Source organism: Citrobacter sp. CK206 (genome assembly GCF_030333125.1).
GTDB classification, from domain to species: Bacteria; Pseudomonadota; Gammaproteobacteria; order Enterobacterales; family Enterobacteriaceae; genus Citrobacter_B; species Citrobacter_B koseri.
Genome location: NZ_JAOWGM010000021.1, coordinates 200,085 through 218,767 on the forward strand (window position 1 = coordinate 200,085; position 18,683 = coordinate 218,767).

Annotated in this window: 16 protein-coding genes; 12 read left to right on the plus strand and 4 right to left on the minus strand. The window is 52.3% G+C overall.

Going from position 1 to position 18,683, the window contains the following annotated elements; translation table 11 throughout:
- Positions 1-115: 115 nt before the first annotated feature.
- On the minus strand, positions 116-1,090 hold the full coding sequence (gene hemB, locus OGX81_RS04015; RefSeq protein ID WP_012133626.1) for a porphobilinogen synthase: 975 nt from the start codon (positions 1,088-1,090) through the stop codon (positions 116-118).
- A 494-nt stretch (positions 1,091-1,584) separates the two neighbouring features.
- Between hemB and ehaB the strand changes: the two genes are divergently transcribed.
- Together ehaB and iprA are read left to right on the plus strand one after the other, a co-directional pair.
- The gene (gene ehaB, locus OGX81_RS04020; protein ID WP_012133624.1) at positions 1,585-4,506 is read left to right on the plus strand and encodes an autotransporter adhesin EhaB; all 2,922 of its coding nucleotides are present in this window, start codon (positions 1,585-1,587) and stop codon (positions 4,504-4,506) included.
- Positions 4,507-4,592: 86 nt separating this feature from the next.
- The gene (iprA, locus tag OGX81_RS04025) at positions 4,593-5,216 is read left to right on the plus strand and encodes a hydrogen peroxide resistance inhibitor IprA (protein ID WP_047458555.1); all 624 of its coding nucleotides are present in this window, start codon (positions 4,593-4,595) and stop codon (positions 5,214-5,216) included.
- Here the strand turns inward: iprA and ampH are convergent, their stop codons facing one another.
- Positions 5,217-6,374 carry a D-alanyl-D-alanine-carboxypeptidase/endopeptidase AmpH gene (gene ampH / locus OGX81_RS04030; protein ID WP_049011959.1) on the minus strand — a complete coding sequence of 386 codons (1,158 nt, stop codon included), beginning with the start codon at positions 6,372-6,374 and terminating at the stop codon, positions 5,217-5,219.
- A gap of 392 nt (positions 6,375-6,766) precedes the next feature.
- Between ampH and sbmA the strand changes: the two genes are divergently transcribed.
- Positions 6,767-7,987: a peptide antibiotic transporter SbmA gene (gene sbmA / locus OGX81_RS04035; protein WP_047458548.1), complete on the plus strand. Its 1,221-nt coding sequence runs from the start codon at positions 6,767-6,769 to the stop codon at positions 7,985-7,987.
- 18 nt (positions 7,988-8,005) lie between these two features.
- Positions 8,006-9,100, plus strand: a complete 1,095-nt coding sequence (locus OGX81_RS04040) for a DUF1615 domain-containing protein (RefSeq protein ID WP_104869011.1) — start codon at positions 8,006-8,008, stop codon at positions 9,098-9,100.
- Between the two features lie 36 nt (positions 9,101-9,136).
- On the opposite strand, the gene OGX81_RS04045 is transcribed toward OGX81_RS04040, so the two are convergent.
- Positions 9,137-9,445: a YaiY family protein gene (locus OGX81_RS04045; protein WP_024130611.1), complete on the minus strand. Its 309-nt coding sequence runs from the start codon at positions 9,443-9,445 to the stop codon at positions 9,137-9,139.
- Positions 9,446-9,712: 267 nt separating this feature from the next.
- Here OGX81_RS04045 and OGX81_RS04050 point away from each other — a divergent pair, with 267 nt between their 5' ends.
- Positions 9,713-9,925 (plus strand): DUF2754 family protein, encoded by a 213-nt coding sequence (locus tag OGX81_RS04050; protein ID WP_024130610.1) that lies wholly within the window; start codon positions 9,713-9,715, stop codon positions 9,923-9,925.
- Between the two features lie 105 nt (positions 9,926-10,030).
- Here OGX81_RS04050 and ddlA read toward each other — a convergent pair whose 3' ends face one another.
- Positions 10,031-11,128, minus strand: a complete 1,098-nt coding sequence (gene ddlA, locus OGX81_RS04055; protein WP_104869010.1) for a D-alanine--D-alanine ligase — start codon at positions 11,126-11,128, stop codon at positions 10,031-10,033.
- 106 nt (positions 11,129-11,234) lie between these two features.
- Here ddlA and OGX81_RS04060 point away from each other — a divergent pair, with 106 nt between their 5' ends.
- The 7 genes from OGX81_RS04060 to phoA all read left to right on the plus strand — a co-directional run bounded on the left by OGX81_RS04060 (position 11,235) and on the right by phoA (position 18,673).
- Positions 11,235-11,918, plus strand: coding sequence for an extensin-like domain-containing protein (locus tag OGX81_RS04060; protein WP_104869009.1), 684 nt, complete (start codon positions 11,235-11,237; stop codon positions 11,916-11,918).
- A 169-nt stretch (positions 11,919-12,087) separates the two neighbouring features.
- On the plus strand, positions 12,088-13,281 hold the full coding sequence (locus OGX81_RS04065) for a multidrug efflux MFS transporter (RefSeq protein ID WP_012133614.1): 1,194 nt from the start codon (positions 12,088-12,090) through the stop codon (positions 13,279-13,281).
- 172 nt (positions 13,282-13,453) lie between these two features.
- Positions 13,454-14,218, plus strand: a complete 765-nt coding sequence (idnO, locus tag OGX81_RS04070; protein WP_012133612.1) for a gluconate 5-dehydrogenase — start codon at positions 13,454-13,456, stop codon at positions 14,216-14,218.
- 23 nt (positions 14,219-14,241) lie between these two features.
- A complete protein-coding gene (locus OGX81_RS04075; RefSeq protein WP_024130608.1) occupies positions 14,242-15,531 on the plus strand; it encodes an MFS transporter in 1,290 nt (429 codons plus the stop codon).
- A gap of 83 nt (positions 15,532-15,614) precedes the next feature.
- Positions 15,615-16,607, plus strand: a complete 993-nt coding sequence (idnR, locus tag OGX81_RS04080) for a DNA-binding transcriptional regulator IdnR (RefSeq protein WP_024130607.1) — start codon at positions 15,615-15,617, stop codon at positions 16,605-16,607.
- 230 nt (positions 16,608-16,837) lie between these two features.
- Positions 16,838-17,098 (plus strand): anti-adapter protein IraP, encoded by a 261-nt coding sequence (iraP, locus tag OGX81_RS04085; RefSeq protein ID WP_012133608.1) that lies wholly within the window; start codon positions 16,838-16,840, stop codon positions 17,096-17,098.
- A gap of 159 nt (positions 17,099-17,257) precedes the next feature.
- The gene (gene phoA / locus OGX81_RS04090) at positions 17,258-18,673 is read left to right on the plus strand and encodes an alkaline phosphatase (protein WP_104869008.1); all 1,416 of its coding nucleotides are present in this window, start codon (positions 17,258-17,260) and stop codon (positions 18,671-18,673) included.
- Positions 18,674-18,683: the final 10 nt, after the last annotated feature.

Genomic DNA, 18,683 nt, shown 5'->3' on the forward strand with positions numbered 1-18,683 from the left:
TATGACGATGAGGTGACGTTTTGTGACAGCGCCGGATGGCGGCACCCGGCCTACAGATGTCAATCCCGTAGGCCGGATAAGCGCAGCGCCAGCAGGCACCGCAGGTCAGAAAGGATTAACGCAGGATTTTTTTCTCCGCCAGATCCAGCGCGAAGTAGCTGAAGATCAGATCCGCGCCCGCGCGTTTGATCGAGCCTAAGCTTTCCAGCACCACTTTCTCTTCGTCGATCGCGCCCGCCATCGCGGCGAATTTGATCATGGCGTATTCGCCGCTGACCTGATACGCGCCGAGCGGTAATTCGGTACGATCGCGGATATCACGCAGAATATCCAGATAAGCGCCAGCGGGTTTCACCATCAGGCAGTCCGCGCCCTGCGCTTCGTCGAGCAATGACTCGCGAATCGCTTCACGGCGGTTCATCGGATTCATTTGATAGGTCTTACGATCGCCTTTTAGTGCCGTACCGGCCGCTTCACGGAACGGGCCGTAGAAAGAGGAGGCGAACTTGGTGGAGTAGGACATGATGGCCGTATCCGTAAACCCGGCGGCATCCAGCGCCTGGCGAATCGCCTGCACCTGACCGTCCATCGCGGCGGAAGGGGCAATAAAATCAGCGCCAGCAGCGGCGGCGACCACCGCTTGTTTACCGAGGTTCGCCAGGGTTGCATCGTTATCGACGCCGTGTTCGCACAGCACGCCGCAGTGGCCGTGGGAGGTGTACTCACAGAAACAGGTGTCAGACATCACGATCATTTCTGGCACGGTTTGCTTGCAGATGCGCGACATGCGCGCCACCAGGCCGTCTTCTTTCCAGGCATCGCTGCCGGTGTCGTCGGTATGGTGGGAAATGCCGAAGGTCATCACTGAACGAATGCCGGCGTTGGCGATGCGTTCAATCTCGCGTGCCAGATGTTTTTCAGGAATGCGCATGACGCCAGGCATGGCGTCGATCGCTTTGTAGTCGTCGAGTTCTTCTTCAACAAAAATCGGCAACACCAGGTCGTTTAAACTGAGTGTTGTCTCTTCAAACATGGCGCGCAGCGCAGCGGATTTGCGCAGGCGACGGGGGCGTTGGATTAGGTCTGTCATGGTATGCCTGATGTTTGTGGAATCGAAACGTCGAGTATACCTGAACCTGCCGCGAGGTGTTTTACGAAAGTTGTCCTTATGTGAAGTATTGCGGGTTGCTGTTAATGAAGCGATTAAATATTCGCAATTAGTATTTCTATGAATAAGATTATTTTTGTTAGTGATACATTTATTTCTGGTTTTAATTTTATTAAATATTGTTTTAAGCTCTTCTGTCCTTTATTTATTGGTGATTTCTTTATTTCTTCATCATATATCATTCAGTTAAATAAGTAACTTCTATTTCCCTTTCTAATTTATTGAAAACTGGCGATTTAAAAAATATCTGTGATTTTGCTGGTGATTTTTTAATTGTCCGCTTTCGGACATTAAACAAAGAATAATTGAACCTTTCAATGCTGACGCCGCATAATCGACCTGCGAAACATAAAATGTTTTCTATGCATTGATAATTGATGGATCAACTATATTACGTCCCTGAGGAGGGATGACAAATGCACTCCTGGAAAAAGAAACTTGTAGTCTCACAATTAGCACTGGCCTGCACTCTGGCAATCACCTCTCAGGCAAATGCTTCTACGGATATTTCTGGAACCACCTACACAACATTCAACCACTATAATGACGCAACCTACGCTGATGGTGTTTATTATGATGGTTACGTAGGCTGGAACAACTACGCGACCGATAGCGTTTATAACGGTGATATTTATCCGGTTATCAACAACGCTACCGTTAACGGCGTAATCTCAACCTACTATCTGGATGATGGTCTTTCTACCAACACCAACAGTAATAGTCTGACAATCAAAAACAGCACCATTCACGGGATGATCACCTCTGAGTGCATGACCACCGATTGCGTGGGTCGCGATGCGACCGGTTATGTTTATGACCGTCTGGCGCTGACTGTTGATAACTCAACCATCGATGATAACTACGAGCATTATACCTATAATGGCACGTACACTGATGGTACGGCGGATACGCATGTTGTTGACGTTTACAACCTGGGTACTGCGATTACGCTGGATCAGGAAGTTGACCTGGTCATCAAAAATAATTCCCACGTTGCGGGTATTACGCTGACTCAGGGTTATGAGTGGGAAGACATTGACGATAATACCGTTAGCACCGGCGTCAACAGCGCTGAAGTGTTCAACAACACCGTCACGGTGACTGACTCTACGGTGACCTCTGGCTCATGGTCAGATGAAGGGACTTCCGGTTGGTTCGGTAACACCAACAACGCGAGCGATTACAGCGATTCTTATACTGCTGATGACGTGGCGATTGCGGCGATTGCGCATCCGAATGCGGATAACGCAATGCAGACCACTGTTAACCTCAGCAATTCTACCCTGATGGGCGACGTTGTTTTCTCCAGCAACTTTGACGAAAACTTCTTCCCGAACGGGGCGGATACTTATCGCGATACGGACGCTGACCTGGACACCAACGGCTGGGATGGCACTGACCGTATGGATGTTACGCTGAACAACGGCAGCAAGTGGGTTGGCGCGGCAATGTCCGTACATCAGGTTGATTCTGATGGCGATGGCGTGTACGACAGCTTTGCTGCGGGCACCGATGCCACTGCGACGCTGATCGACATTGCGGCTAACAGCCTGTGGCCTTCCTCTACTTACGGCATTGACAATAATGACACCGCGTATGGCGAAGATGGTCATGTTGTTGGTAACGAAGTCTATCAAAGCGGCCTGTTCAATGTGACGCTGAACGGTGGTTCACAGTGGGATACCACGAAAACCTCGCTGATTGATACGCTGAGCATCAACAGCGGTTCCGTCGTGAATGTGGCAGACTCTGATCTGGTTTCTGACAGCATCTCCCTGACCGGCGGCGCGGCCCTGAATATCAATGAAGATGGTCATGTTGCAACTGATGAACTGACAATCAACAACAGTACCGTCACGATTGCTGATGATGTGTCTGCTGGCTGGGGCGTGTACGATGCCGCACTGTATGCAAACACCATCAACGTCACCAACAACGGCGTTCTGGATGTGGGCAACAGCACCGCGTATGCGCTGCAAGCTGATACCCTGAATCTGACCAGCTACACCGATGCTAACGGTAACGTGAATGCAGGTGTCTTCAACGTTCACAGCAACAGCTTTGTGCTGGATGCCGATCTGACTAACGATCGTACTAACGACATCACTAAGTCTAACTACGGCTACGGTGTGATCGCGATGAACTCTGATGGTCACCTGACCATCAACGGTAATGGCGATGCCTGGACTGGCGATCAATCTGAAGTCGATAACGCGGGTGATAACGTTGCTGCGGCAACCGGTAACTACAAAGTGCGTATCGATAACGCGACCGGTGAAGGTTCTGTCGCTGATTACAAAGGCAAAGAGCTGATCTACGTTAACGACAAGAACAGCAAAGCCACCTTCTCCGCAGCGAACAAAGCTGACCTGGGGGCATACACCTATCAGGCTCAGCAGGAAGGCAACACTGTTGTTATGCAACAGATGGAACTGACCGACTACGCGAACATGGCGCTGAGCATCCCGTCTGCAAACACCAATATCTGGAACCTGGAACAAGACACCGTTGGTACTCGTCTGACCAACTCTCGTCATGGTCTGGCTGATAACGGCGGCGCATGGGTGAGCTACTTTGGCGGTAGCTTCGATGGCGACAACGGCACCATTAACTACGATCAGGATGTGAACGGCATCATGGTCGGTGTTGATACCAAAATTGACGGTAACAATGCTAAATGGATTGTCGGTGCGGCGGCTGGCTTTGCGAAAGGTGACATGAGCGACCGTACCGGTCAGGTGGATCAGGACAGCCAGTCTGCCTATATCTACTCTTCCGCTCGCTTTGCCAACAATGTCTTTGTTGATGGTAGCCTGAGCTATTCTCACTTCAACAACGATCTGTCTGCCAACATGAGCAACGGCCAGTACGTTGATGGCAACACCTCTGCGGATGCGTGGGGCTTTGGTCTGAAACTGGGTTATGACTGGAAACTGGGCGACGCTGGCTATGTCACGCCGTACGGTAGCGTATCCGGCCTGTTCCAGTCCGGCGACGATTATCAGCTCAGCAACGACATGAAAGTTGACGGTCAGTCTTATGACAGCATGCGTTATGAACTGGGTGTTGATGCAGGTTATACCTTCACCTACAGCGAAGATCAGGCGCTGACGCCTTACTTCAAGCTGGCCTATGTTTATGACGACGCGAATAACGACGCCGACGTAAATGGCGATTCCATCGATAACGGCGTAGAAGGTTCTGCGGTACGTGTTGGTCTGGGCACTCAGTTCAGCTTCACCAAAAACTTCAGCGCTTATACCGATGCCAACTACCTCGGTGGTGGTGATGTCGATCAAGACTGGTCCGCGAATGTGGGCGTTAAATACACCTGGTAATTGTTTTTCATGATGAAAACACAGGTGATTTAATCAAAGGAAATGCCCGTCATGGATATGGCGGGCATTAATGCAAGGATGCGCATATGCTGTCTCTGAATAAACCACTTCAGGAATTTAGTAAGCTCGATAAGTGCCTGTCTAAATACGGCACGTACTTTGAATACGCCGATGAAAAGCAGGTTGTCTATTCGAATGATGCCAATCAAGGCGATACGTTTGTCATTTTAGACGGTCTCATCTCTTTGCGCAGAGGGGAGAACGTGCTTATGGGGATAACGCAGGCTCCCTTTATTATGGGTATTGCTGATGGCGTGATGAAAAATGATATCGAATATAAATTAGTCACGGAAAGTCGTTGTACCGGTTATTTTCTTCCTTCTTCCCACGCGATAAAAATCCTTGAGCAACACCAGTTATGGCGTGAAGCCTTTTGCTGGCTGGCATGGGAAAACAGAACTCTGGAACTGCGCGATCTGCAATTAATTGGCAACAACTCGTATGATCAAATTCGGGCGACGTTGATCGCGATGGTTGACTGGGATGAAGGCCTGCGAGCGCGTATTGGCGTGATGAACTACATTCATCAGAGAACGCGAATTTCCCGTTCCGTAGTGGCTGAAGTGCTCGCCGCGTTACGCAAAGGGAACTACATCGAAATGAAAAAAGGCAAACTGGTCAATATCAACCATTTGCCTTCAGAGTATTGATCAGGATGCGGGCACGATCAGCGGTTTATTTCCGCTCAATTCTGTTACCAGGTCGTTGATGCCATCGCTCATATTAGTAAATCGCGTAAGCGGTGAGCGAGTGACGACCACAAAAGCGCCAACGTTGTGTTGCGGAATCATCGCCATATAGGTGATGAAACCACCGCCGCCGCCGGTTTTTTGAATAATCCCCGGGCGTCCGTTTTTAGGCGCCATATAGACCCAGCCTAAGCCCAGCGCATCGGCTTTGCCCGGCACGTCCATACCTGTCACCCGTGTGAGCTGAGTTCGCTGATAAATCAGCGTCTGCATACGATCGGCCTGATTACTGCGATGATAAAAGTCGGATGAGAGATATTGCTGCATCCAGCGCATCATATCTCCCGGCGTGGAATAGACGCCGCCGCTGCCAATTGCCGCCAGCGTGTTGTTACAGGGACTGGCCCCTTTCTCCGCCACCATCAGGCGCTTGCACTGATCGGGGGAGGGGGTAAAGGTTGTGTCTTTCATCCCCAATGGGCGCGTAATCTGTTCTTCAAATAACTGCGTGTAGGGTTTGCCGGATGCGGTTGCCAGCGCGTCAGCCAGCAGGTCAAACGCAAGGTTGGAATAAGACGCCTGCGAGCCAGGAGCCGCTTTTAGCGTTGCGGTAGAGAGGTAGCTCCAGCGCTGTTCGCGGGTTGGCCAGACAAATACCGGGCGATGCGGCGCGCCGCCGGGTTGCTCACGCGGCAGGGCGCTGGTATGGGTCGCCAGATTCACCAGGGTGATAGGCGTTCCGTTGTAGGTCGGTACGCGCGCCCCAGGCGGGGCATACTTGCTCAGCGGGTCGTGTAATTTCACCGTCCCCTGATCGAGCAGTTTGACCAGCATCTCGCTGGTCATGAGTTTCGTGATAGACGCAATGCGAATAACGGAGTCCAGTTGAGGATGTACGTTATTGCCGGGGCGAGTCTCCCCGAAACTGCGGAACACGCGTTGATTACCATCAATCACCACCAGCGCCATTCCCGTCGCGCCGCTGCCGTAAAAGATATGGTTGGCATAACGATCAACGATATCGGAAGCGAAAACCGGATCGGTGATTGGCTGTGCCGCCTGGACAGATGTCAATGACGCCGCGCACAGCACGGCAGAAAAAAGCAGACTACGTTTCAACGGTTGTGTCCATCAGTTAAATGAAAAAACTATGCGTATTTATACTACCTGGCGGCGCGTTGCAAAGCGCTAAAAAGACAATAATAGTGTGAAAAACGTAACGACGAGTAAACAGGGCATTTTTTCCCAATCGCGAATGTCCGCTTTTGTGATCCCGCGCTTGTGGTAACCTTGGTCGGTTTTTGGGTTTCGCCTTCCTGTTGCTGTTGAAGGGAGCCGAAACTCGCTGAAACAATTCTGAAAAAACGATGTGCGAACTAAGCTGGCGAATACGGGTCACAATGCTCGGTTTCCGTCGCGGTTTTGTTGGGTCAGGCCCGTCTTGTCGCGCTCAGCGCGGCGGCAAAAGCACAGCAGTCGTCATAACGATAAGAAGTTAGCAGGAGAGCATCATGTTTAAGTCTTTTTTCCCAAAGCCGGGGCCGTTTTTTATCTCGGCGTTTTTTTGGGCGCTTGTCGCCGTCATTTTCTGGCAAGCGGGCGGAGGCGCCTGGGTTGCGCATCTTACTGGCGCTTCCGGTGATGTTCCCATCAGTGCCGCACGCTTCTGGTCGCTGGACTACCTGATTTTCTACGCGTATTACGTCCTTTGCGTCGGATTGTTTGCGATGTTCTGGTTTATTTATAGCCCGCATCGCTGGCAATACTGGTCGATTCTGGGCACTTCGTTGATCATCTTTGTGACCTGGTTTTTGGTGGAAGTAGGCGTGGCGGTCAACGCCTGGTACGCGCCGTTTTACGACCTGATCCAGACGGCGCTGAGCTCGCCGCATAAGGTCACTATCGAACAGTTTTACCGTGAAGTCGGCGTGTTCCTCGGGATAGCGCTGATTGCCGTAGTGATTGGCGTGATGAACAATTTCTTCGTCAGCCATTATGTGTTTCGCTGGCGTACCGCGATGAACGAGCACTACATGGCGCACTGGCAGCATTTGCGCCATATTGAAGGCGCCGCGCAGCGTGTGCAGGAAGATACGATGCGTTTTGCCTCTACGCTGGAGAATATGGGCGTAAGCTTTATCAATGCCATCATGACGTTGATCGCCTTTTTACCCGTACTGGTTACGCTGTCTGCGCACGTACCGGATCTGCCGATCGTCGGGCATATTCCTTATGGGCTTGTTATCGCGGCTATCATCTGGTCGCTGATGGGAACAGGATTGCTGGCCGTGGTGGGGATCAAACTGCCGGGGCTGGAGTTTAAAAACCAGCGGGTTGAGGCCGCTTACCGTAAGGAGCTGGTCTACGGTGAAGACGACGCCAGCCGCGCTACGCCGCCCACCGTGCGTGAGTTGTTCAGCGCGGTGCGCCAGAACTATTTCCGCCTCTACTTCCACTATATGTACTTCAACATTGCGCGCATTCTCTATCTACAGGTGGATAACGTTTTCGGTCTGTTCCTGCTGTTTCCGTCGATTGTTGCCGGTACGATTACGCTGGGCCTGATGACGCAGATTACCAACGTGTTTGGTCAGGTGCGCGGTTCCTTCCAGTATCTGATTAACTCCTGGACCACGCTGGTGGAACTGATGTCCATCTATAAACGTCTGCGCAGCTTTGAGCGCGAACTGGATGGGCAGGATATCCAGGAAGTGACGAATACATTTAGCTAACAAACAAAAGGAAACGTTATGTCGGCGGCGTCCCGTCTTTACCCTTTATCATTCCTGGCTGCGTTGGTGCTGGCAGGGTGTAGTAGCCAGCCTTCGCAACCGCTGAAAAAAGGGGAAAAACCTGTCGATGTGGCAAGCGTGGTGCGCCAGAAAATGCCTGCCAGCGTAAAAGACAGGGACGCGTGGGCGCAGGACATTGCAAAGACCTTCGAAAGCCAGGGGCTGGCGCCAACGGTTGAGAATGTCTGCTCGGTGCTGGCGGTGGCGCAGCAGGAGTCTAACTATCAGGCGGACCCGGTGGTGCCGGGGTTGAGCAAAATCGCCTGGCAGGAGATCGACAGGCGTGCTGAGCGGATGCATATCCCTGTTTTTCTGGTGCATACCGCGCTGAAAATTAACTCCCTGAACGGAAAAAGCTACAGCGAACGTCTGGACGCGGTGAAAACGGAAAAACAGCTCAGCGCGATTTTTGATGATTTTATTAATATGGTGCCGATGGGGCAGACGCTGTTCGGTTCGCTTAATCCGGTGCATACCGGCGGGCCGATGCAGGTCAGCATCGCCTTTGCTGAACAGCACACAAAAGGTTATCCGTGGACCATGAACGGGACGGTTCGCCAGGAGGTCTTTAGCCGCCGTGGCGGACTGTGGTTTGGAACCTGGCATCTGTTGAACTATCCGGCGAATTACAGCGCGCCTGTATTCCGTTTTGCTGATTTTAATGCCGGTTGGTACGCCAGCCGTAATGCGGCATTTCAGAATGCGGTCAGTAAAGCCAGCGGCGTTAAGCTGGCGCTGGACGGCGACTTGATTCGTTATGACAGCAAAGAGGCCGGGAAAACGGAACAGGCAATCCGTAAGCTGGCGGGCAAACTGGGCATGAGCGACAGCGCGATTCGACGTCAACTGGAAAAGGGAGACAGCCTCGCTTTTGAGGAGACGGCGTTGTACGAGAAAGTGTATAAGCTGGCGGAAGCCAAAACCGGTAAGGCATTACCGCGCGAGATGTTGCCAGGTATTCAGCTGGAAAGTCCGAAGATCACCCGTAATCTCACTACCGCGTGGTTTGCTAAACGTGTGGATGAGCGTCGGGCGCGTTGTATGAATTTGTAGGCCGGATAAACCTGGCGTCATCCGGCACAGGGAGGGTTACTGATGACGGTGACGCCAGCGCAAAATTACGGCAATGACGCCAAAAATCAGGCAACCTGTCAGGAAAGGCACCAGTCCGAAAATGGTGCCGACGCCTAATCCAATTTCCACGCGGGGGCGTCCGGTCTCTTGCATCTGCATCAGATGTTCATAAACGCCAGGCGCGTGAACCAGAAGGTTCAGGATCTGCGCCCCTGCCCAAAAGCAAAACAGCACAAACACGGCATAGGCGATATTACCTGGCGTGGAGGAGGTATCTCGATGTTTCCCGCTAAACAGGGATTTTGAGAGGGTAAAGTCAGCCATAAAGACCTCCGGGATAGTCTTCTGCACGAATCTGGCGTCATGCCAGCGGCTTATCGTGAAGTCTGACAGGTCATCGTGTTTGTCAATATCAGAATGATGGTAATTTCACTCAGGGATGACTCCTGGATTGCGGATTTTTTGTCTGATGTCACAATTTTGTTACCTTAATCTAAATTGATTAACATTTGAGAAATTCCGCACAGGCCACAGACGCTCAGGCAGAAATGTGCGAGGATGATTTTTTATTGTTTTAGCGTCGGAGCTGTCATGAACCTGCCTGTAAAAATTCGCCGTGACTGGCACTATTATGCTTTCGCCATTGGGCTGATCTTTATTTTGAATGGCGTGGTGGGGTTGTTGGGCTTTGAAGCAAAAGGATGGCAAACCTACGCGGTAGGCCTGGTGACGTGGGTATTCAGTTTCTGGCTTGCCGGGCTGATTATTCGTCGCCGTGAGGATGATAAAACCGAAGAAGCTTAATGCGGTAGTGTGCCGGATGGCGGCATCGGCCTACGAGCGTAAAACGTCGTAGGCCTGATAAGCCAAAGCGCCATCAGGCGATCAACACCAGATGGCGCATCGTCATCATGACATGCTGGTTTTCAGGGCGTTATCCGCCGCATGACGTTCCAGCGCCAGTTCAATCAGACGGGTAATCAAATCAGTATACCCTAAGCCACTTGCCTGCCAGAGTTTCGGGTACATGCTAATGTTGGTGAATCCCGGCAGCGTATTGATCTCGTTAATCACCACCTCGTTTTCCGCTGTTAAGAAGACGTCCACGCGCGCCATTCCCGCGCAACCTAACGTCTGGTACGCCTGAATGGCGATCTGGCGGATCTTGTCGTTCACCTCTTGCGGGATTTGGGCGGGAACCACGACCTGCGCCCCGTTGTCGTCGATATATTTGGTGTCGTAAGCGTAAAAATCGCTGTTCAGGACGATCTCGCCGCAGGTGCTGGCCTGCGGGTGATCGTTGCCCAGCACGGCGCACTCGATCTCACGGCCTTTGATCCCTTGCTCAACAACCACTTTGTGATCGAATTCGAACGCCAGCGCAACGGCCTGTTCATATTGCGCTTCGCTGGTGACTTTGCTGACGCCCACAGAGGAGCCCTGATTTGCGGGTTTCACAAACAGCGGCAGACCCAGCCGGGACGCCACTTCCGCAAAACGGATCGCATCACGATTCGCGCGAGTCAGCGTAATAAACGGCGCGATGTTCAGCCCGGCATCGCGCAGCAGACGTTTGGTGACGTCTTTATCCATGCAGGCGGCGGAACCCAGCACATCGGAGCCGACAAACGGTAAATTCGCTACGCGCAGCATCCCTTGCAGCGAGCCGTCTTCCCCCAGCGTGCCGTGTACGATCGGGAAAATGACGTCCACCGTCGGCAACGGCTGGCCGTTCTGTGCGTCAATTAACTGGTGTTCGTGTTTGCCCGGAACCTGCGCCAGGCTGGTAGAAGAGGGGCGCAGCGCAATGTGCGCGGGATCGTTTGCATTCAGCAGATAGTTTTCGGCATCGCTGACATGCCATTGCCCTTGTTTATCAATGCCTAACAGCACAACGTCAAAGCGGGCTTTGTCGATGGCATCGACAATATTTTTTGCCGATTGCAAAGACACTTCATGTTCCGCTGATTTACCACCAAATACGATACCTACCCGCAATTTTGCCATCTTAAAAACCCATTCCATCGAACGCAAAGCGTATACATTACCACGACAAAACGTCGGATTCGCGGGCTTCTGCCATAATGTTTAAGGGAATCAGAGAGGAGGGGGCGTGAAAGGTAAGGGTTGGCTTGCGATTGTGCTGCTGGGGGCCGTGGGTGTGGTGGGTTACCGCTCTCTTCCGTCGCATTACAATCCTTTTGTTCCCCTGCAACTGTCCGATCCTCCGGGCTGGCTCACCAAATTCAAACTACAGCATCTGACGCCGCAACAGTGCCAGGGATTACTTGAGCAGGCCAATCGCCAGGGAATGATCTCGTCGCAACCCGTTGCCGACAGCGCGGGCGAATGTCCGCTGTCAGACGTGGTACGGGTCAGGCATTTTGGCTCCGTGTCGTTGAGCAGCAGTTTCCTGGCCTCTTGCCCGCTGGCGCTGAGTTCTGCGCTGTTTGTGGCGCGCCAGGCGAAACCGCTAACCCAGTCGTTTATGGGCAGTCAACTGACCCGTATTGAGCACCTTGGCAGCTATGCCTGTCGCAATATCTATCACCGGGCGGATGCGCGTCGCAGTGAACATGCCAGCGCGCAGGCGTGGGATATCAGCGGTTTTCAACTGGCGGACGGTCGAAAAGTTACGGTTCTGCGGGGATGGAAGGATGAGAAAACCGCCCCCTGGCTGCGCGCGATGCTTAACGGCAGTTGCACTTATTATGGCAATGGACTGGGGCCGGAGTACAACGCCGCGCACGCCAACCATTTCCATCTCGGTATGCGCGGATACGGGCTTTGTCGTTGAAGCATAAATCCCTGTTCTGAGCGGGTATATAATGTGACATATTTCACAAATCTGATGAACGGGGAGATAAAATAGCAAAATAGAGGTTACCGCATCTCTGGAACCGCTTCTGCTGGCGCAACTTGCTAAGCTGGTGAGCGTTTTCAGCTATTTATCGTTATGAGCACTTATGGAATCCTGGAAGGTTAATCTTATCTCCGTCTGGTTCGGCTGCTTTTTTACCGGGCTGGCGATCAGTCAGATCCTGCCATTTTTACCGCTGTATATCTCGCAAATGGGCGTCACTTCGCATGAAGCGCTCTCCATGTGGTCTGGCTTAACCTTCAGTATTACCTTTCTCATCTCCGCGATTGTTTCGCCCATGTGGGGCAGTCTGGCTGACCGTAAAGGCCGCAAACTGATGCTACTGCGCGCATCGCTCGGCATGGCGATCGCGATTTTACTTCAGGCGTTTGCGACCAATGTCTGGCAACTGTTTCTTTTGCGCGGCGTCATGGGGCTTACTTCCGGGTACATTCCTAACGCGATGGCGCTGGTGGCTTCGCAGGTGCCGAGAGAGCGTAGCGGCTGGGCGCTCAGCACGCTTTCCACCGCCCAGATCAGCGGGGTGATCGGCGGGCCGTTAATGGGCGGAGTTATTGCCGATCATATCGGGCTGCGGGCGGTCTTTTTTATTACCGCCACGCTGTTGATGGTGAGCTTTCTGGTAACGCTGTTTTTAATTAAAGAGGGCGTTCGTCCGACTCTCAAAAAGAGTGAACGACTGAGCGGCAAAGCGGTTTTTGCCTCATTGCCCTATCCGGGTCTGGTGATTAGCCTGTTTTTCACGACGATGGTGATACAGCTCTGTAACGGTTCGATCAGCCCCATCCTGGCGCTGTTTATCAAATCCATGCTGCCGGACAGCACGAACATTGCCTTTTTGAGCGGGTTAATTGCGTCGGTGCCCGGCGTTTCAGCGCTCATTTCCGCCCCCCGCCTTGGCAAACTTGGCGACAGGATCGGGACGGAAAGGATTCTGATGGCGACGCTGGTCTGTGCCGTGGTGCTGTTTTTCGCCATGTCGTGGGTGACGACGCCGTTCCAGTTGGGGGTTCTGCGTTTTCTGTTAGGTTTTGCCGATGGCGCGATGCTGCCTGCCGTACAGACCTTATTGGTGAAGTATTCCAGCGATCGAATAACCGGCCGTATCTTTGGTTATAACCAGTCGTTTATGTATCTCGGAAATGTGGCCGGGCCGTTGATGGGGGCGTCCGTATCGGCGATGGCGGGCTTTCGCTGGGTATTTGTCGCGACGGCGCTCATTGTGCTGGTGAATATCTGGCAACTGGCGATTGCGTTGCGCCGCCGTCACGCTGCCTGAGATCCGCTGTTAATCGTGATCATGTGCAGAAAGCATTCTGTACATGATCCTTTCTTTGCTGCCAAATCCAATGTAGATCACGAATTGACCATTAGTTGTGTAAGAGAACTTCTTTTTTCTACTGTTACGCGTATACAGTTACGCGTAACAGCTATCGAAAAAGAGGTTTTTGATGAAAAGTATTTTTAGTCTTGCAGGTAAACGCGCATTGATTACGGGGTCAGCGCAGGGAATCGGTAATTTGCTGGCAAGGGGGCTGGCAGAGCATGGCGCCAGCCTGGTGATTAACGACATTACGCAGCAGCGGGCGGAACAGGCCGCGAGCACTCTGACGGCTCTGGGTTATGACGCCGTGGGTTATGGGTTTGATGTCACTCACGCGGCGGAGGTGGAAAAAGCGATTGCGCATATTGAGCAGGAAATTGGGGCGATTGATATTCTCATCAATAATGCCGGTATCCAGCGTCGTTACCCCCTGACGGAATTTCCTGAAGCAGAGTGGGATCGCGTTATTGATGTCAATCAGAAATCCGTCTTCCTTGTTTCTCAACAGGTGGCCAAATATATGATGGCGCGCCGGGAAGGGAAGATTATTAATATTTGTTCCATGCAGAGTGAATTAGGCCGGAAAACAATTACACCCTACGCTGCCTCAAAAGGCGCGGTGAAAATGTTGACGCGAGGAATGTGCGTGGAACTGGCGGAATATAATATTCAGGTTAACGGTATTGCGCCGGGCTATTTTGCCACAGAGATGACGGAAGCGCTGGTAAACGACGACGCCTTTTCCGCCTGGCTGTACCAGCGCACGCCTGCCGCGCGCTGGGGAAAGCCGGAGGAGTTGATTGGCGCGGCGGTTTATCTTGCGGCCCCGGCCTCGAATTTTGTTAACGGTCATATTCTCTTCGTCGACGGCGGAATGTTAGCTGCGGTATAGACTCATTATCAAAAGGAATGTGTATGAACGCTCTTGCTAAATTACCAGCCCGGCGCTGGTGGTATTTAATGCCGATTATTTTTATTACTTACAGCTTAGCGTATCTCGATCGCGCCAATTATGGTTTTGCCGCCGCAGCAGGTATTGAAACCGATCTGGGTATTACGAAAGGAACCGCATCCTTAATTGGCGCGCTTTTTTTCCTCGGGTATTTCTTTTTTCAGGTGCCGGGGGCCTTGTACGCCGTTAAACGCAGCGTACGGAAAATGATCTTTTTCAGCCTGATCCTGTGGGGAATATGTGCCGCCGCGACGGGGTTTGTCAGTAATATTCCCATGCTGATGGCGATCCGTTTTACTCTTGGCGTGGTTGAGGCGGCGGTGATGCCAGCCATGCTGATTTATATCAGCAACTGGTTTACGAAAACCGAACGCTCGCGGGCGAATACCTTTTTGATTCTGGGTAATCCGGTCACCGTGTTGTGGATGTCGATTGTCTCCGGTTATCTGATTCAGGCCTGGGGATGGCGCGAGATGTTCATTATTGAGGGCATCCCGGCAGTACTGTGGGCATTTTGTTGGTGGGTGCTGGTTCGTGATAAACCGGCCGATGCCAGCTGGCTGACGGCGGAGGAAAAAGAGACGCTGCAACAGGCGATGGATCGTGAGCAAACCCATATTAAACCGGTACGTAACTACGGGGAAGCCATGCGCTCGCGTAACGTTGTCATGCTGTGCGCGGTACATGCTTTGTGGAGTATCGGCGTGTACGGATTCATGATGTGGATGCCATCCATCCTGAAATCAGCGGCTCAAATGGATATCGTATCCGTCGGCTGGCTGGCCGCCGTGCCCTATCTGGCGGCGATCTGTCTGATGCTTACCGTGTCGTGGTTATCGGATAAGTTTCAAAACCGTAAGCTGTTTATCTGGCCGTTGCTGCTGATTGCCGCCATCGCTTTCTTATGTTCCTGGCTGTTGGGGAGCAACGCTTTCTGGCTCTCTTATGGATTGCTGGTGGTTGCCGCAGCCTGCATGTACGCACCTTACGGCCCGTTTTTTGCCTTAATTCCTGAACTGTTGCCGCGCAATGTGGCGGGCGTGTCGATGGGCTTAATCAACAGTTTCGGCGCGTTAGGGGCATTCCTCGGCGCATGGCTGGTGGGGTATCTCAATGGCCTGACGGGCGGGCCGGGCGTTTCGTACACCTTTATGGCGATTTCCCTGCTGGCCTCGGTGGTATTGATGTATAACGTGCGCGCTAATCAGGCGCCGTCGTCCACATCCTTACAAACCGGGAAAGCGGTGGGCTAATCCGGTCGGATAAGATGCAGTCCCTCGCTGGCTGTGTTAAGGTTCTCTGCGAATTGATCACGCTGTCTTTCGCAGAGAACTTCATGAAAAACAATCGGATGACCTTGCAGGATATCGCCACGCTGGCTGGGCTAAATAAGATGACGGTAAGCCGTTATCTTCGCGATCCCAATCAGGTCTCGCAGCGTAGCCGCGAGCTGATTTCGAAGATCATGGAGGAGAATAATTATATTCCCAATCGCGCCCCCGAGATTTTGCTTAATGCGCGCAGTAAAACGATCGGGGTGCTGATTCCCTCCTTTCGCAACCAGATTTTTGCCGATGTCCTGGCGGGGATTGAATCGGTGACTTCCGCTCACCAATACCAGACGCTGATCGCTAACTATGAATATGACCCGGAGCGGGAAGAGCGCGAAGTGCTTAACCTGCTCTCCTACAACATTGATGCGCTGATTCTGACCGGAAAACAACATACTGAACGTATGGTGCAGTATGTGCGCGCTAGCGGTATCCCCGTGGCGGAGTTAATGGATATCACCGAGCATTGTCTGGATATGCAGGTTGGTATTGATAACGAAAAAGCCGCGTGGGATATGACTCAGGCGTTTCTGGAGGCGGGAAAACGCGCCGTGGCGTTTTTCGGCTCAATGGACGACCCGCGTGATGTCAGTCGCTATCGCGGCGTTGAGCGTGCGCTGAACGAGCAGGGGTTACAGCCTTACCATGTGGTGCCAAAAGCCATTTCGTCACTGGCCTTAGGCCGTCAGTTGTTTTTGCAGACGATGCGCGACAGACCGGATATTAACGCGATTTTTTGCACCAACGACGACTTAGCCGTTGGCGCGCTGCTGGAGTGTCAGTCGCAGCAGATCCCCGTTCCGCAACAGGTTGCTATTGCCGGATTTCATGGCCTGGAAATCGGCCGCGCACGTTTGCAAAAAATAGCGAGCGTGATTACCCCCCGCTACGATATGGGAAGCGTAGCCGCAGATATGCTGATTAAACGTCTGGGCGGAAAAGAGACGCTGGACAGGGTCAATCTGGGATATCAAATATATTATGGCGATACGCTTTAAGTTAAATTCTGGCGTATTTACCATAACTTTAATTTATGTAATGGCGTGACTATTTATACCCTGATTTTTTACGGTTGAATTATTTTCTCGCGAGAAACGTTTCGCTCCATTTTGTCAGTGCATTATTTACAGAAAGTCTTTCCTTTATCATAAAAATACTACTTTTACCCTCTAGGCAGTCGTGAACCATAATGATAACGTCAGCATTCCTCGGATAAGGAAATACGGTCATGAAAAATCTCATTTCAGAGTTGTTGCTGAGGCTCGCCCAAAAAGAAGAAGAGTCGAAAGAACTGGTTGCTCAGGTAGAAGCGTTAGAGATTATTGTCACGGCGATGCTGCGTAATATGGCGCAAAATGAGCAGCAGAAGCTCATTCATCAGGTTGAGGATGCGCTCGACGGCGTAAAGCCGGATGCCAGCGTTCCAGATTACGATACGGAATTGCTGCGCCAGTATGTAAAAAAGTTACTGAGGCATCCTCGTAGCTGATCGTATTTAGAGTAAACACTGTCATAACCTTGTCACGTCAGTTACCTATAGTCGCTTTGTTTTTATTTTACTGTATTTATACCCGTTGTACTTCAGGTTGCATATGTATTGGCTTTCTGTAACCCGAATTATTTAGGGTAGGCACATGGAGAAAATAAAGTGAAACAAAGCGCTATTGCTATTGCCCTGTTACCTCTGCTGTTTACCCCCATTACACATGCCAGGACGTCCGCGATGACGGTGCTGGATAATCGTGCCGCACAGGGAGATATTACCACGCCGGGCGGGGCGCGCCGATTAGCGGGCGATCAAACGGCGGCGCTGCGAGATTCGTTGAGCGATAAACCGGCCAAAAATATTATCCTGCTGATTGGCGACGGTATGGGTGATTCTGAAATCACTGCGGCGCGAAATTATGCGCAAGGGGCCGGCGGCTTTTTTAAAGGAATTGATGCCTTACCGTTGACCGGGCAATACACCCATTACGCGCTGGATAAAGAAACGGGCAAACCGGATTACGTCACAGACTCCGCCGCGTCGGCAACGGCGTGGTCGACGGGAGTAAAAACCTATAACGGCGCGTTAGGCGTTGATATCCACGAAAAAGATCACACCACGATCCTGGAGATGGCCAAAGCGGCAGGTCTGGCGACGGGCAACGTCTCGACCGCAGAATTACAGGATGCGACACCCGCTGCGTTAGTCTCCCATGTAACTTCACGCAAATGCTACGGTCCCAGCCTTACCAGCACTCTTTGCCCGACAAACGCGCTGGAGAAGGGTGGAAAAGGGTCGATCACCGAGCAACTGCTGAATGCGCGGGCGGACGTTACGCTTGGCGGCGGCGCGGCCACCTTTGCTGAAATGGCGACCGCAGGCGAATGGCAGGGGAAAACGCTGCGTGAGCAGGCGCTGGCGCGGGGATATCAGCTGGTGAACGATGCCGCCTCGCTGAAGGCGGTAACGGCGGCAAATCAGGATAAGCCGCTGCTGGGCTTGTTCTCCGACGGCAACATGCCGGTTCGCTGGGAAGGCCCGAAAGCCTCTTATCACGGCAACCTTGAACAACCTGCGGTGACCTGCAAGGCAAACCCGCAGCGCGATGATACCGTGCCTACGCTGGCGCAAATGACGGACAAAGCGATTGAGCTGTTGAGTAAGAATGAAAAAGGTTTCTTCTTGCAGGTTGAAGGCGCGTCCATCGATAAACAGGATCACGCCGCCAACCCATGCGGGCAGATCGGCGAAACGGTCGATCTGGACGAAGCCGTGCAGCGTGCGCTGGCATTCGCTAAAAAAGAGGGCAATACCCTGGTTGTGGTGACTGCCGATCATGCGCATTCCAGCCAGATTATCGCGCCGGAAAGCAAAGCGCCGGGACTGACGCAGGCGTTAAATACCAAAGATGGCGCGGTGATGGTCATCAGCTACGGCAACTCGGAAGAGGAGTCGCAGGAACATACCGGCAGCCAGTTGCGCATTGCCGCATACGGCCCGCATGCGGCGAATGTCGTCGGATTAACGGACCAGACCGATCTGTTCTACACCATGAAAGCGGCGTTGGGACTGAAGTAAACGGACACCT

Excerpts from the sequence above, each read along its gene's own strand:
- hemB (WP_012133626.1), bottom strand. The coding sequence starts at position 1,090 with ATGACAGACCTAATCCAACGCCCCCGTCGCCTGCGCAAATCCGCTGCG.
- ehaB (WP_012133624.1), top strand. The coding sequence starts at position 1,585 with ATGCACTCCTGGAAAAAGAAACTTGTAGTCTCACAATTAGCACTGGCC.
- iprA (WP_047458555.1), top strand. The coding sequence starts at position 4,593 with ATGCTGTCTCTGAATAAACCACTTCAGGAATTTAGTAAGCTCGATAAG.
- sbmA (WP_047458548.1), top strand. The coding sequence starts at position 6,767 with ATGTTTAAGTCTTTTTTCCCAAAGCCGGGGCCGTTTTTTATCTCGGCG.
- OGX81_RS04040 (WP_104869011.1), top strand. The coding sequence starts at position 8,006 with ATGTCGGCGGCGTCCCGTCTTTACCCTTTATCATTCCTGGCTGCGTTG.
- OGX81_RS04045 (WP_024130611.1), bottom strand. The coding sequence starts at position 9,445 with ATGGCTGACTTTACCCTCTCAAAATCCCTGTTTAGCGGGAAACATCGA.
- OGX81_RS04050 (WP_024130610.1), top strand. The coding sequence starts at position 9,713 with ATGAACCTGCCTGTAAAAATTCGCCGTGACTGGCACTATTATGCTTTC.
- ddlA (WP_104869010.1), bottom strand. The coding sequence starts at position 11,128 with ATGGCAAAATTGCGGGTAGGTATCGTATTTGGTGGTAAATCAGCGGAA.
- OGX81_RS04065 (WP_012133614.1), top strand. The coding sequence starts at position 12,088 with ATGGAATCCTGGAAGGTTAATCTTATCTCCGTCTGGTTCGGCTGCTTT.
- idnO (WP_012133612.1), top strand. The coding sequence starts at position 13,454 with ATGAAAAGTATTTTTAGTCTTGCAGGTAAACGCGCATTGATTACGGGG.
- OGX81_RS04075 (WP_024130608.1), top strand. The coding sequence starts at position 14,242 with ATGAACGCTCTTGCTAAATTACCAGCCCGGCGCTGGTGGTATTTAATG.
- idnR (WP_024130607.1), top strand. The coding sequence starts at position 15,615 with ATGAAAAACAATCGGATGACCTTGCAGGATATCGCCACGCTGGCTGGG.
- iraP (WP_012133608.1), top strand. The coding sequence starts at position 16,838 with ATGAAAAATCTCATTTCAGAGTTGTTGCTGAGGCTCGCCCAAAAAGAA.